This window comes from Streptomyces sp. NPDC001663, assembly GCF_042893105.1.
Taxonomy (GTDB): Bacteria; Actinomycetota; Actinomycetes; order Streptomycetales; family Streptomycetaceae; genus Streptomyces.
The window spans coordinates 235461-249475 of record NZ_JBIAUR010000015.1 but is presented as its reverse complement, the minus strand read 5'-3'; the positions used below and the strand labels follow the sequence as shown (position 1 = coordinate 249475).

14 protein-coding genes are annotated in these 14015 nt (G+C 70.1%); 5 read left to right on the top strand and 9 right to left on the bottom strand.

Going from position 1 to position 14015, the window contains the following annotated elements; genetic code table 11:
• Positions 1–150 precede the first annotated feature (150 nt).
• Together ACFY1L_RS40220 and ACFY1L_RS40215 are read right to left on the bottom strand one after the other, a co-directional pair.
• Positions 151–660: a MarR family transcriptional regulator gene (locus ACFY1L_RS40220; RefSeq protein WP_361264879.1), complete on the bottom strand. Its 510-nt coding sequence runs from the start codon at positions 658–660 to the stop codon at positions 151–153.
• Positions 661–681: 21 nt separating this feature from the next.
• The gene (locus tag ACFY1L_RS40215) at positions 682–1950 is read right to left on the bottom strand and encodes an MFS transporter (protein WP_388836215.1); all 1269 of its coding nucleotides are present in this window, start codon (positions 1948–1950) and stop codon (positions 682–684) included.
• A gap of 76 nt (positions 1951–2026) precedes the next feature.
• On the opposite strand from ACFY1L_RS40215, the gene ACFY1L_RS40210 reads away from it, so the two are divergent.
• Positions 2027–3010: a DUF5937 family protein gene (locus ACFY1L_RS40210; RefSeq protein ID WP_388836212.1), complete on the top strand. Its 984-nt coding sequence runs from the start codon at positions 2027–2029 to the stop codon at positions 3008–3010.
• A gap of 115 nt (positions 3011–3125) precedes the next feature.
• Positions 3126–4136 carry a glycoside hydrolase family 6 protein gene (locus tag ACFY1L_RS40205; RefSeq protein WP_388836209.1) on the top strand — a complete coding sequence of 337 codons (1011 nt, stop codon included), beginning with the start codon at positions 3126–3128 and terminating at the stop codon, positions 4134–4136.
• Here the strand turns inward: ACFY1L_RS40205 and ACFY1L_RS40200 are convergent.
• The 7 genes from ACFY1L_RS40200 to ACFY1L_RS40170 form a co-directional block, all read right to left on the bottom strand.
• The gene (locus ACFY1L_RS40200) at positions 4129–6084 is read right to left on the bottom strand and encodes a galactose oxidase-like domain-containing protein (RefSeq protein ID WP_388836206.1); all 1956 of its coding nucleotides are present in this window, start codon (positions 6082–6084) and stop codon (positions 4129–4131) included. The two genes, ACFY1L_RS40205 and ACFY1L_RS40200, sit on opposite strands and share 8 nt — an antisense overlap.
• A 4-nt stretch (positions 6085–6088) precedes the next feature.
• On the bottom strand, positions 6089–7921 hold the full coding sequence (locus ACFY1L_RS40195; RefSeq protein WP_388836203.1) for a glycosyltransferase family 2 protein: 1833 nt from the start codon (positions 7919–7921) through the stop codon (positions 6089–6091).
• A gap of 925 nt (positions 7922–8846) precedes the next feature.
• Entirely contained in the window at positions 8847–9497 is a 651-nt protein-coding gene (locus ACFY1L_RS40190; protein ID WP_388836200.1) for a TetR/AcrR family transcriptional regulator, read from the bottom strand.
• Entirely contained in the window at positions 9494–10180 is a 687-nt protein-coding gene (locus ACFY1L_RS40185; protein WP_388836197.1) for a DUF4166 domain-containing protein, read from the bottom strand. The genes ACFY1L_RS40190 and ACFY1L_RS40185 overlap by 4 nt, the downstream gene beginning before the upstream one ends.
• Positions 10177–10938, bottom strand: coding sequence for a hypothetical protein (locus tag ACFY1L_RS40180; RefSeq protein WP_388836194.1), 762 nt, complete (start codon positions 10936–10938; stop codon positions 10177–10179). The genes ACFY1L_RS40185 and ACFY1L_RS40180 overlap by 4 nt, the downstream gene beginning before the upstream one ends.
• 142 nt (positions 10939–11080) lie before the next feature.
• Positions 11081–11374: an MTH1187 family thiamine-binding protein gene (locus tag ACFY1L_RS40175; protein WP_388836191.1), complete on the bottom strand. Its 294-nt coding sequence runs from the start codon at positions 11372–11374 to the stop codon at positions 11081–11083.
• Positions 11371–11715, bottom strand: coding sequence for a DUF3817 domain-containing protein (locus tag ACFY1L_RS40170; protein ID WP_388836188.1), 345 nt, complete (start codon positions 11713–11715; stop codon positions 11371–11373). Before ACFY1L_RS40170 ends, ACFY1L_RS40175 begins: the two co-directional genes overlap by 4 nt.
• Before the next feature lie 159 nt (positions 11716–11874).
• Between ACFY1L_RS40170 and ACFY1L_RS40165 the strand changes: the two genes are divergently transcribed.
• From ACFY1L_RS40165 to ACFY1L_RS40155, 3 genes are read left to right on the top strand one after another with little or no spacing between them, the layout of a single operon-like run.
• Positions 11875–12507, top strand: a complete 633-nt coding sequence (locus tag ACFY1L_RS40165) for an AIM24 family protein (protein WP_388836325.1) — start codon at positions 11875–11877, stop codon at positions 12505–12507.
• Between the two features lies 1 nt (position 12508).
• Positions 12509–13159 carry an AIM24 family protein gene (locus tag ACFY1L_RS40160; protein ID WP_361264845.1) on the top strand — a complete coding sequence of 217 codons (651 nt, stop codon included), beginning with the start codon at positions 12509–12511 and terminating at the stop codon, positions 13157–13159.
• A 2-nt stretch (positions 13160–13161) separates the two neighbouring features.
• A complete protein-coding gene (locus ACFY1L_RS40155; RefSeq protein ID WP_388836322.1) occupies positions 13162–13959 on the top strand; it encodes an AIM24 family protein in 798 nt (265 codons plus the stop codon).
• Positions 13960–14015: the final 56 nt, after the last annotated feature.

Here is a 14015-nt window from a genome sequence, read left to right as displayed (position 1 = left end):
GTTGTCACTGATCCGAGGCTCGGCCGCCCGGATCTTGGTCCGACAACAGGCTGACATGACGCTTAGCGTGCCTAAACGTTCCAGCTTTGGAGCGGAGGCGGAATCACCTTCATGTGTATTCGCGCCCGCCGAAGACTGACTGCGCCCGCCTCACTCCTCGTCGAAGTCGCTGGCAGCCACCCGCAGCGGTCGCAGCATCGCGAAGATTTCTGCGCACTCCTCCGCGTCGTAGACGCCCAGGCCGAAGTCCATGGCCATCAGGTCGCGGGTGGCGGCCTCCACGACCTCGCGGCCCTTGTCCGTGATGGAGGCGAGGGTGCCGCGGCCGTCGTTGGGGTTGGGGCGTTTGGCGACCAGGCCCGACTTGACCAGGCGGTCGACCGTGTTGGTCACGGAGGTCGGGTGGACCATCAGGCGCTCGCCGATCTTGGACATCGTCAGCTCGCCCTCCTTGGAGAAGGTGAGCAGCACCAGCGCCTCGTACCGCGCGAACGTCAGCCCGTACGGCTTGACCACCGCGTCGACCTCGGCGAGCAGGATCTGGTGCGCGCGCATGATCGAGGTGATGGCCGCCATCGACGGCACGTTTCCCCAGCGCCGCTTCCACAGTTCGTCGGCGCGGGCGATGGGATCGAAGGGAAGACTGAGCGGCTTCGGCACGCCACTGACCTTACCGGCCGGTCACATGGTGGTCAGCCCCGTCTCGTCCTTCGGTCGGGTACGGTCCGCTTCCCAGGCGAGCAGGGCACAGAACACCGCGCCGAGCAGCCCGGCGCCCGCCACCGTCGCGGCCACCGAGGTGAACTCCGCCGCCACTCCCGCCAGCGCCATCCCCACCCCCTGGACCGTCATCAGCCCGGCGGTGAGCAGGGTCATCGCCCGGCCGCGCAGTTCCTCCGGCACCGCCCGTACGAACCACTGGTCCAGACCCAGCGTGTACGCCGATCCGGCGCCTGAGAGGAGCAGCAGGGCCAGCGACGTCGCGAGGCCGGGGTGCACGGCGTAGCCGACGTACGGGAGGAGCGTGACTGTGACCAGGGGGAGCACTATGCGTTCGCGGGTGGCGGGGCGCAGGCGGGAGCCCGCGTACAGCTCGCCGGCGATCGTGCCCACCGGCAGCGCGCACATCAGCAGGCCGAGACCCACGGAGCCGGCGGACAGATCGTGGGCGTAAGGGGCAGCCAGGGCCTCGGGGGCGACCGAGAACATCGGCGGGATCCAGAAGAGGAGGAGCAGGGCGCGCACCCGGCGGTCGGACAGGACCTGGCGGGCGCCCGCCAGGGAGTCCCGCACCAACGGGGTTCCGGCGGTGGCCCGCGCGGGTCTGCGCCGCGTGCCGAGCCGGAGCAGCAGGGCGGACGCGCAGAACGTGCCGACCGTGATCAGCAGCGCATGCCGCGGCGACACGGCGATCAGAAGCAGACCGCCCAGGCCGTACCCGACCAGCAGCGCGCTCTGCGACACGATCCGCAGCAGGGAGCGGCCGAGCACGAACAGGTCGCCGTCGCCGAGGATGTCGGCCAGCGTCGCCGTCCGGGTGCCCTGGAACACCGGCGCGACGACGGCCAGGCAGCAGCGCAGGGCGAGCAGTACGGCGATGTGCGTGCCCGGCACCACCATCAGCGCCACGCATCCCGCGCACACCAGGTCGCACACCACCAGCACCCGCCGGGCCGGGAAGCGGTCGGCGACCCCCGCGAGCAGGGTCCCGCCGACGACGTACGGCAGAAAGCCCAGCGCGAAGGCGAGCGCGCTCATCAGGGGCGAGCCGGTGAGGTCGTAGACGAGGACGGAGAGTGCGATCTCGCTGACGATCAGGCCGAGGAGCGAGAGCGCGTGGGCGGCGAAGACGGCGCGGAACTCACGGACGGCGAAGACGTCGAGGTAGCGGCCGGTGGCGGGAGGAGCGGGGGCGGGCAGGGTCGTGGTGTCCTCGGGTTCGTCCGGCATGACGGCAGCGTGCACGCGCGCGTACCGGCCGCCGTAGAGTTTCGGCTGCAGCCGAATATTGCGAGGAGGGGCGGGCATGCCCTCGCGTCTGCACTTCGGGGAGGACGATTTCCTACGGTGCCGTTTCGCCATGTCCCCGCTCTGGGAGACGCAGGAGGCCGTGCGCATGCTCAAGCGGCCGGAACGGCAGGGGTACCACGCGCACTGGCTGCGGCGGACGGGCAGGGTCGCGGACTCGCTCGACCTCACCGATCTGTGGCTGCTGATGCCGCGGCGCGGTCACTGCCCCGACTGGCTCTGCCCGCCCCCGATCGGGCCGGCCGCCACCTTCGAGGAGGAGATCGCCGCCGTAAGGGCGAGCGAGCCGGAGGCGGCCCGTGCGGACACCGCGAAGTCGCTCGCGGACACCCCGGGCGCCCTCGAATCACCGCAGGCCAGGAGGTGGCTGGCGGATCCGGCCCGCATGATCCGGGAGCTGTCCGACGCGATGGAGCAGGCCTGGCGCACGCTCGTCGCCCCGGACTGGCCCCGCCTGCGCACCCTCCTGGAGGCCGACGTCGCCTTCCACTCGCGGCGGCTGGCCGAGGTCGGCCTCGGCGGACTGCTGCCCGAGATCAGCCGTCGCTTCGGCTGGCACGCCGGCACGCTGACCGTGGAGTTCAAGGGCGAGCACGAGCGGCATCTCGACGGGCGGGGCCTGGTCCTGATGCCCAGCGTCTTCATCTGGCCGGACGTCGTGAGCACCTTCGAACCGCCCTGGCAGCCGACCCTCGCCTATCCGGCCCGCGGCATCGGCGGCCTGTGGGCCGAGCCCGCCGACCGCACCCCCGACGTTCTCGTACGACTCCTCGGGCGCGGCCGGGCGGCCGTGCTCGCCGCGCTCGACGAACCCGCCACGACGAGCGCGCTGGCGCACCGCCTGGGCCTCGCGCCGTCGTCCGTCTCCGCGCATCTGACCCTGCTGCGCGACGCCGGACTGCTCACCGCGCGGCGCTACGGCCATCAGGTCCTGTACGAGCGGACGCCGCTGGGGATCGCGCTGGTCTCGGGAGACGGCTGACCACGGGCGATCGCCGCAGCCATGTCGATTCCGGCCGCTCCAACTCCCTTGTGACACGATTTCAGACGATCATTCCGATTCGTCATCTAACGTCACCTTCGCCCAAGGGAGCAGCATGCCCCGGCTGATCCACACCCTCGCGGCTCTCGCGGTCCTCGGGCTCGCGGCGGGCTGCTCGTTCGCGTCCGACGTCGACGAGGCCTCCGTGGCGGGCGCCGCCTCGAAGAAGGCGAGCCGCACCGTCTCCCCGGTCTTCTGGGTCGACCCGGACGGCCCGGCCGCGACGCAGATCCAGACGTACCGGCGGGACGGCCGCGCCGAGGACGCGGACCTGCTCGCCCGGATCGCCGACGAGCCGGTCGCGCTGTGGCCGGCCGGCGAGGTCGACCCGGGCCCCGAGGTGAAGGCGGCGGCCGCGGCCGCGAGCCGGCAGGGGCGTACGGCGCTCTTCGTGGCGTACGACATCCCGCACCGCGACTGCGGTCAGCACTCGGCGGGCGGCGCGGCGGACGCGGCCGCCTACCGGTCGTGGATCGGGAAGTTCGCGGACGCGCTGGGCGACGGCAAGGCCCTGGTCGTCCTCGAACCGGACGCGGTCTCGCACATCGTGGACGGCTGCACTCCCGACGCGTACCACGACGAACGCGAGCAGCTGCTCAGCGAGGCGATCGCCCGCCTGAAGCAGCAGCCGCACACCAAGGTGTACCTGGACGCGGGCAACCCGGCCTGGATCCAGGACCCCTGGAACCTGGTCGACCCGCTGAAGAAGGCGGGCATCGAGAAGGCCGACGGCTTCTCCCTCAACGTCTCCAACTTCCAGACGAACGAGCGCACCAAGGACTACGGCCGCCGGCTCTCCGAGGACCTCGGCGGCAAGCACTACGTCATCGACACCAGCCGCAACGGCAACGGCCCCCTGCCCGGCGTCTGGTGCAATCCGCCGGGCCGCGCGCTGGGCACCCGCCCGACGACCGACACCGGCGAGCCGGCCCTGGACGCCTATCTGTGGATCAAGCGGCCCGGGGAGTCGGACGGGACGTGCGAGGGCGGACCGGCGGCCGGGCAGTGGTGGCCCGAGTACGCCTTGGAGCTGGCGCGCAACTCCAAGGACCAGTCGGCTACTTGACCTGGATCCACTTGGCCTCGGACGGCGTGCCCTCGGTGTCCGTCACGAACAGCATGTACCAGCCGGGCGGAACGAGGGTCGGGTCGTCCGGTACGTCGACGGTCACCGAGTGCGCGTCCCTGGTCAGCCCGAGCTCGATGGAGCGCTGCTCGACGTCGGTCGTGTGGGTGACCGCGCTGGGTCGCATGAGCCGGGCTTTCACCACCCGCTCGGGGTGGTCGGTCCGGAAGGTCGCGCGACGGCGTCGGTCCAGCTGCTTGGGACCGTCGTCCAGTACGGGACGGTCCTTGCCGTTCCTGTGCAGCACGGGTGGTGTGAAGACCTCCATGCGCTGCTCGAAGTGGCCGAGCTTGGTGTTCTGCTGGTCGTCGAAGAGCGGGTCGGAGCCGAAGGTGGCGACGCGGCCGTCGGGCAGCAGCAGTGCCTCGGAGTGGTAGTTGCGGCCGACGGTGGGCGCCGCCGCCTCGTGGAAGGCGTTGCCCTTCGGGTCGTAGAACTGCGCCTTGAAGATGTTGCTGGCGCTGCGGCCGCGGTAGTCCGCGGAGCCGTTGGTGGTGAACACCGTGTCGTCCGGCATGATGACGCTGTTCAAGTACCGCGTGCCCTGCGGGAGTTCGGGCCCGTCCTGGAAGACCGGGTTGTCCTTCTTCAGATCGACGACGGCCGTGCGCGGGGTCGCCTTCTTGGACTCGCCGACACCTCCGCCGCCCAGGATCATCACCTTCTGGTCCTGCGCGGGCGGCAGCAGCAGCGAGGACGAGGTCTCCGTCTGCTGCGGGTCCCGGAGGCCCGGGACCTTCTGGAAGGTGTTGGTCCGCAGGTCCCAAAGGCCCGGCTCGCGGCCCTGGTCGGCGGGGCCGTAACCGGCGTTGGAGGCCGGGTAGAAGAGCTTGCCGCCCTTGGTGAGGAAGAGGGCGGGGTACGTGGGGAAGTACCGCTTCGGCCCGAACGACCACTTCTTGGTCCGGGGGTCGTAGATCTCGTTGTCCCCGGGGTCGATCACGCCGAGTTCGTCCAGCCCGGACGCCGCGAGCACCCGTCCGTCCTCGAGAGCGACGAGCGTCGGATACCAACGGGCCTTCCTCATCGGCTCGACGGGCACGTACCGCTCGGCCAGGGGGTCGAACTCGTAGGCGGCGCGGATCCCCTGGAAGTCCTCCTTGTCGAGGGTGATCCGCTCGCTGAGCCCGTACGTGTTCTTCGCGTCCCTTCCCTTAAGCCCTACGACGGCGTACTGCGACCCGGCGTCGGCGACCGATCTCTCCCCCTTCTCGGCGGCCTCGACGAACACGCGGGCCTCGCCCGCCGTCGCCTGAGGCTGCCGGGGCTGCAACGCTCCACGGGCGCCGCGGGGGACCTTCGCCGCACGCTGCGCCTTCGGGACGGTGACGTCGAACTGGCTGACGTACTCGAGGCCGCCGGGCGATCGGAAACGGGTGCCCTTCTTCAGGTGGACCGCCTTCACGGGGTTCTCGTTCTTGACGCGCATGCCGCCGCCGGCCCGTTTGACCTCGCCGTCGAGCAGTTCGTAGCGGGCGGTGCCGCCGGCCACGAGGAGGCGGCCGTCCGGGAGTTGGGCGTGCCCGGAGCAGAAGAAGTCGGCCGGGGTGGGGATCTTCTTGAAGGTGTTGTTCTTCGGGTCCCACAGGACGGTGTCGAAGGATCCGGCATTGAACTTCTTCTGCTCGTTGCCCGAGCCGGCGACGATGAGGACCTTGCCGGTGTGCAGGAGCGCGGCGTGGATGGCGTTGGTGCGGTAGCGCTCGGGGATGTCGACCCGGCTCCAGGAGCCGTACTTCGCCCTGTACTCCGGCTGGGCGATCTTGTACGCGTAGTACTGCTCCTCCGCGAAGTCCAGTGCGGCCGGGGCGTTGAGGCCGGCCAGGAGCACCATGCCCCCGATGCCGAGGACGGTCTTCTTCGTCTTCTGGGACAGCCGGTGGGCCATGGCGCTAGTCGCCTCCTGTCGGGGAGCCGGAGATCGAGGAGCCGGACATCGGCGAGTCCGGGATCGGGCAGCCGGAGGCCTGGGAGCCGACGGCGCCGGTGGCGAGGGCGGGTTCCGCGGGTTCGACGACCCGCGCGGTGCGGTGCAGGGCCCGCCGCTCCCACCGCTCCTTCAGCAGCTCGGAGCACCACACCGCGACCGGCGACAGGGCGATCGCCATGGCGAGGACCGCCCAGGTGCGCATGGCCGCGTGGGTGTGGTCGAGCACGACCGAGACGGCCAGGGAGACCGCGAGGAAACCCGCCCACATGAGGTGGATACGGAAGGTGAGCAGCCGGTCGGCACTGGCGTCCGCGCCCTTGGGGGTGACGACGAACCGGCTGGGCCGGCGCAGCAGCGCCTCGCAGAAGGACTTGAGGTAGATCGGCGCGGACAGCGCGGACATGGCCATGCCGGCGAGACCGCCGGAGCCCTCCGGCTCATGCGGCGAGACGTTGTGCCGCCGGTTCCACAGGTACAGCCCGATCTGCAGGGCGGCGGCGTCGCTGTAGAGCATCAGCCACACCGAGACGGAGACCTCCGTGCCGGAGGCCCCGAACCACAGGAAGAGAAAGCAACTCAGGCTGCCGAGAAGCCAGTTGACGGCGGTCATCGGGTAGTAGACCAGCATGAGGCTGTACGAGAGGAGACGCCCCGGGGGCATGGTGAACAGCCCCTTCCAGTACTGCTTGAGGAGCGTCTCGTACGTCCCCCGGGACCAGCGCAGCTGCTGTGTGAAGAAGTCCGTCCAGGAGGCGGGCCCTTCACCGACGGCGAGCACGTCGGGCGTGTAGACGGACCGCCAGAAGCAGCCGGTAGCAGGATTCCGCCGCCGGTGCATCTCGAACCCGGTGGCCATGTCCTCGGTGATGGAGTCGTACAGCCCGCCGATCTGCTTCACGGCGGTCATCCGTACGACGTTGTTGGTGCCGACGAACATGGGTGAGCGGTAGCGGTTGCCGGCGCGCTGGATCAGGGCGTGGAAGAGGAACTGCTGCGACTCGGCGGCCTTGGTGACGGGATGCTCGTCGTAGTTCCCGTACACCTGAGGCCCCACCACGAAAGCCACATCGGGATCCCGGAAGTAGCCCATCATCCGCTCGAGAAAGTTCGGCAGCGGAACATGATCGGTGTCGACGGAGGCGAAGAACTCGTACTCGCCCCCGTGCTTGGCGATCCAGGCGTTGTAGTTGCCGTGCTTGGTCAGGGCCTTGTGCACACCCTTGGGCCGGTTCCACTCGGGAACCCCGCGCCGGGTGAAGTGCCGTACGCCGAGCTCCGCGCACACGGCCTTCACGTGCTCGTCGTCGCCCTCGTCGAGGAGCCAGACGTCGAGGGGCCCGGGGTGGGTGATCCTGACGGCGCCCTCGAGAGTGGCGCGGACCATGGACAACGGCTCTTTCCCTGGGACGTACGTCGTCAGGAAGGCGACGCGGGTGCCGGGTTCGGGGGCGACCGGGAGGGGGTCGCGGGCGACCATCGTGGCGTGCGCGACGGAGGCGACGTTGACGACCATGAACAGCTCGATGAGCCCGATGGCGACGAGCATCGTGACGTCGAGCCCGACCATCCACTCCTGACCGCCGTCGCGCTCCACCCAGTGGGTGGGCCACACGAGGTACACGAGGAGCACGCCGGTGAGCAGCGGCGCGAGGGTCATCAGGACGAGGGCTCGTATCGCGTGCGGCTCGCGGGCCAGGAGAGAGGTGTACTGCACCCGGTACGACGCACCGGTCGCCTCCGTGAGCGGTCCGGCGAGTCGGCTGTGGGGGTCGTATTCGTAGCCCTCCGACCGCACGGCGCCCTCCAGTGATGAAGCGTGAGCTGGGAATGAATACCGATTACTTCACACAAAAGTCGACATACGACGGCCTGTCGAACCGGGGCGTCCAGGCGGGTGGGCTTGCCCTCTTAGCCCGTTCGGCGTTCGAGGGCGAGACCTCTTGGGGGCCGAACGGGGTGCGGGGGCGAGCGCCGGAGGGGTGCAGGGGGCGAAGTCCCTGCCGGGTCCGGGGGTGAAGTCCCAGAGAGGCCCAGGGGCGAAGCCCCGGAGGGGTGCAGGGGACGAAGTCCCCTCCGGGGTCCGGGAGCGAAGTCCCCTCCGGGGTCCGGGAGCGAAGTCCCCACCGGGGTCCGGGAGCGAGCCCCGGAGGGGTGCAGGGGACGAAGTCCCCGCCGGGGTCCGGGAGCGAAGTCCCCGGAGGGGTGCAAGGGACGAAGTCCCCGCCGGGGTCCGAGGGTGAAGTCCCGCCGGGGTCCGGGAGCGAGCCCCGGAGGGGTGCAAGGGACGAAGTCCCCACCGAGGTCCGGGGGCGAAGCCCCCGCCGGGGTCCGAGGGTGAAGTCCCGCCGGGGTCCGGGAGCGAGCCCCGGAGGGGTGCAAGGGACGAAGTCCCCAGCAGGGTCCGGGGGCGAAGCCCCTGAGAGGTCCAGGGGGCGAAGTCCCCACCGGGGTCCGGGAGCGAAGCCCCAGAGAGGTCCAAGGGGCGAAGTCCCCACCGGGGTCCAGGGGCGAAGCCCGGAGAGGTCCAGGGACGCAGTCCCCACCTGGGTCCAGGGGGCGAAGCCCCGCCGGGGTGCAGGGGCGAAGCCCCGGAGGGGTGCAGGGGACGAAGTCCCCGCCGGGGTCCGGGGGCGGAGCCCCTGGCGGGGGCGAAGGGGCAGCGCCCCTGGGGATGGGACGGGTAGGGGCGGCGGGGGCGAGGAACTCCCCCCGCCACACCGTCAGCGGCGGCCCATCCGGCGAAGCCGGTGCCGTACCGCCCGTTGCGCCACCGGCCCGAGCTCCTCCAACGCGGCCACGAGGGCGCCCAGTTGCTCCAGCGCACCCAAGGCCGCGTGCGCCCCCGCCGGATCCACCCCCTCGTACAACTCGATCCCCACGAACGACGCCGCAACCGCCCGCGCCAGCCCCGCCGGATCGCTGAACTCCCCGAACGGCGTCTGCGCCAGCACCCGCGTCAGCACCTTCTCGATCTCCACGATCCACAGCTCGAGCCCGGCCGCGGTGGCGGGCCCGAGCGTGGCATGGGTCTGCGCCCCGGCGAGCAGCTGACCGAGCAGCGCGACATGACCCCCCTCGCGCTCCTCCTCGTGGATCTGCCGCCCGACCGCGAGCAGTTCGGACAGCGACCCGACCGCGGACATCCGGTCCCGGTACCGAGCCACCGCCTGCTCGGCGCCGTACCGGCAGGCGGCGGCGAGGAGTTCGTCGACCGAGCCGAAGTGGTAGAAGACCAGCGCCTGATTGACCCCGGCCGCCGTCGCGATCGTACGGGCGGAGGTTTTCGCGATGCCCTGCTCGGTGAGCACGCGCAGCGCACCCTCCAGGAGCTTCGCCTTCGTCTCCTGCGACTTGGCCGTCTCGGGACTCACGCGCGCGACTCCTCGCGGACCGGACGCAGCCCGGGCCGTACGCCACAGGTCCGGATGTCCGTGTACGTCGCCTCGAAGGAACCCTCGTAACCGAAGAGCGGCCCGAAGTACCGGTTCACCACCCGGACCTGGATACGGAACCGCCCGGCCGAGTCGTCGTACGACTCGCGCACCTCCGCCGTCGCACCGACCAGTTCGGGCACCCGCACGTCCACCACCCCCTCCCGGAACCGGTGTTCACCGGACCGGATCAGCAGCGAGCCGTCGGGCTCGGCGCGGAAGTGCAGGTCGCTGGCCAGGTGCTGGTGCGTCCCGAGGTAGTCGAGGATCCGGTCCCGCTTGGGACTCAGCACCATCTGGGCGTCGAAACGGCGGGCACGGCCGGGCAGGTCGAAGGTGCGCACGAAGGTCACCGTCTCACGACCGTAGCCGTCGCTGTACGGCACGTTCTCGATCACGAACGGCACCCCCCGACCCGCCCGCGGCACAAGGATGTTGCGCGTGGTCCCGAGCGCCAGGAACGGCTTCACGAACGCCCGGCCGTGCCAGATGCGGTCCATCACGCCCCGCCCGGTGCACGCCTCCCCGCTCGCCAGCCCGACCGAGAACCGGCGCTGCAGCTGGGGGTGGAGGCGCTCGAAGTCCGCGCCCATGACCGTACGGAAGATCGACGTCGTGGTCATCGCTGGTTCTCCAAGGCGCAGAGGAGTCGGGGGGCACGCACGCGCGTGGGCGGTGTGCGCAGACAGCGGCGGGCCGCCGGGGTGGTGGGCAGCGGCGGCGCGAGGAGCGCCAGGGAGAGCGCCACCAGGGCCAGCGGCGGAGTCGCGTAGAAGAAGAGCGGGGCGAAAGGGCCGGTCAGACGGAGCAGGCTGCCGTAGCCGAAGCCGGTGCAGGCGAGGGTGATCGTCAGGGCTCGCGCCAGCATTTCGAGGAGCCAGTTCGTGCGCGCCCGCTCCGGAGTGATCCCGCGCTCCAGCCACAGCCGCAGACGGTCGAAGGACCACGCCGTCGCCCACCCCATGAGCGGACGGAACAGGACCCGGTCGACCGGCGCACCGAGCGCGCCCCAGCGGGGCCGGTAGTCGTAGCCGGTCAGGAAGCGGACTCCGTCGCCGTCCGGGATGTAACGCCAGTACCCGCTGCCCTCGGCCAGCAGCGAGAGCGGTTGTGGGGAGGAGAAGCGGAGCGCGGAGGTGCGGGTTCCGTCCGGGCGCTCCCGCTCGCCCGCCGAGACCCCGGTGCCGGCGACCGTCAGGAGGGGCAGCACGCGCGAGGCGTACCGGAAGCGCTGCGGCTCGCCCTCCGCGCGCGGGAGGTACTCGATCTCGGTGAAGCGGAGGTCCCAGCGCTGGTGCTCGGCCGGTTCCTGCGTGCGGGTCCAGAGGTCGTCGAGGTCGGCGCGGATCCGCGCCTCGATGTAGAGCCCCGTATGGCTCATGTGATTCCCCCAGGTCAGCAAGTAGTTTGAGCGACCGCTCAAACAGCCTGGGCATGAAAGTACACCTGTTTGAGCGATCGCTCAAACAGCAGGCACAAGAAAACCCCGGCCCGCACGGGCCGGGGTTCTGCATGCGGAGGCTCTACTCGGCGAGGTGCCGCTCCACCGTCTCCACCTTCGAGGTGAGCCCGTCGGTCACGCCGGGCCGGATGTCCGCCTTGAGGACCAGGGACACCCGCGGCGCCCGCTCCTCGACGACGGCGACGGCGCGCTTGACGACGTCCATGACCTCGTCCCACTCACCCTCGATCGACGTGAACATCGCGTCGGTGCGGTTCGGCAGCCCGGACTCCCGGACGACACGGACGGCGTCGGCGACGTACTCCCCCACGTCCTCGCCGACCCCCATCGGCGTCACGGAGAAGGCGACGATCATGCGTTCACGACCCCTTCGTTGCGGGCGCGGGAGGCGATGACCTCGTCCTCGGCGGCGCGCTTGAGCTTGCGCTCGGCGAAGAAGCCGCCGGTCGGCAGGACGGAGAGGACGAAGTAGAGGGCCGCGGTGCCAAGGCCCCACTTGGTGCGGTTCCAGGCGTCGGCCCAGAAGATCACGTACAGGATGAACAGGACACCGTGGACCATGCCCATCACCGGCACCGCGTTGAAGTCCGTGGTCCGCTTCAGGACCGAGCAGACCAGCAGGAGGAGGAACGAGACGGCCTCGGGGGCCGAGACGAGGCGGAGGCGTCGGAGGGCAGTGGCGGTCTTGAGGTCCACGGGTCACCTTCGGTGGGAGGCAGGTCGCTCTTTGTGAACGGAAGCACAAGCGTTCGCCCATTGTGACAAACCGTTCCCCTAGGGGTGCGTTCAGGGTGCCTGTCCACCCATGGGCCCTGTTCGGGGTACCGGCCCGGCCTATACCTTCGCAGCGTGGCGATGTTCCGACTTCAAGGCAGCAAGGTGCTCGCCGTCGACATGACCGGGGACGCCGTAAAGGCGAAGAACGGCTCGATGGTCGCGTACGACGGGCAGATGGCCTTCAAGAAGATGAGCGGTGGCGGTGAGGGCCTGCGGGGCATGGTGACGCGGCGGCTCACCGGCGAGCAGATGACCGTGATGGAGGTGAAGGGGCACGGGACGTGCTGGTTCGCGGACCGGGCCTCGGAGATCAACCTCGTCAATCTCCAGGGGGACAAGCTGTACGTGGAGTCGAGCAATCTGCTCGCGACCGACGCCGGCCTCAGGACCGGCACGACGTTCACGGGGCTGCGCGGCGCCTCGCAGGGCAACGGGCTGTTCACGACGACCATCGAGGGCCACGGCCAGGCGGCGATCATGTCGGACGGCCCGGCGGTCGTGCTGCGGGTCAGCGCGCAGTACCCGCTGACCGTCGACCCCGGCGCCTACATCGCGCACCAGGGGAACCTGCGGCAGTCCTTCCAGTCCGGTGTGACGTTCCGCACGTTCTTCGGGGAGGGCGGCGGCGAGGCCTTCCAGATCCGCTTCGAGGGGGACGGGCTGGTGTACATACAGCCGAGCGAGCGGAACACGATCGCGGGGGACGTGTGACATGGCCTTCCGTGAGATCAACTCCAAGATGGTCGAGGCGACGGTCCTGCCCGGCCAGCGGCTGTTCAGTCAGCGCGGCGCGATGCTCGCCTACAAGGGCGAGGTGTCCTTCACGCCCAACATGCAGGGCGGCCAGGGCGGGATCATGTCGATGATCGGCCGCCGGGTCGCCAATGAGGCGACGCCCTTGATGAGCGTCGAGGGCAGCGGCACGGTCCTGTTCGGGCACGGCGGCCACCACGTCCAGGTCATCAACCTCACCGGCGACACCCTCTACGTGGAGGCGGACCGCCTGCTCGCCTTCGAGGGCACGCTCCAGCAGGGCACGATGTTCATGGGCTCGCAGGGCGGGGTCATGGGCATGGTGCGCGGCCAGGTCACCGGCCAGGGGCTGTTCACGACCACCCTCAAGGGACACGGCTCGGTGGCCGTGATGGCGCACGGCGGGGTCTTCGAGATCCCGATCACACCCCAACGGCCCGTCCACGTCGACCCGCAGGCCTACGTCGCCCACCATGGCGACGTACGCAACAAGCTGTCGACGGCGCTGGGCTGGCGCGACATGGTCGGCCGCGGCTCCGGCGAGGCCTTCCAGCTGGAGCTCAGCGGGAACGGCGCGGTGTACGTCCAGGCCTCGGAGGAGAAGCTGTGAGCATGTACGGGGCTCCGGGCGGCGGCCCGACGGTCTACGACCCCATGACCCTGCCGGTCGACGACAACGTCAACAAGTACACCTTCTGCGTCGAGCTCAAAGGGAGCCAGTGGTTCCTGCAGAAGGGGAAGATGATCGCCTACTACGGCTCGATGGAGTTCAACGGCATCGGGCACGGCCGACTCGACCGACTTGTCCGTACGTCCTTTCATTCGCCTCTGCACGCCAGCGACTGGGTCGTGGCGGAGGGTTCGGGCAAGATGCTCCTCGCCGACCGGGCGTTTGACGTGAACTCGTACGACCTGGAAGACGGCAATCTGACCATTCGCTCGGGCAACCTGCTCGCTTTTCAGCCAACTCTCGCACTCAAGCAATCAATCGTGCCGGGTTTTCTGACACTCATCGGAACCGGAAAGTTCGTGGCTGCATCTAACGGTCCGGTGGTGTTCATGGAACCCCCGATCCGGGTGGACCCGCAGGCACTCGTCGGCTGGGCCGACTGCCCGTCGCCGTGCCACCACTACGACCACGGCTACATGACGGGCCTGATGGGCGGTCTACGTGCGATGACGGGCCTCGGCGGGGCCTCCGGAGAGGAGCACCAGTTCGAGTTCGTCGGAGCCGGCACCGTCCTGCTCCAGTCGTCCGAGACCCTCATGGCCGAGCAGGCCACGGGGGCGGTTCCGCACGAGCCGGGGGTGCCCGGTGGCGGCGGAGTTCCCACAGGCCCCTCACAGCAAGCCGGCGCACCGCGCCTTCCCGGACAGCTGGGGGACCTCCAGCGTCGCTTCGGGCTGTGAGCGGTAGTCTGCGGAGTGTGACGTCGAACGTGTGCGCGCCAACGTCACACCACCCT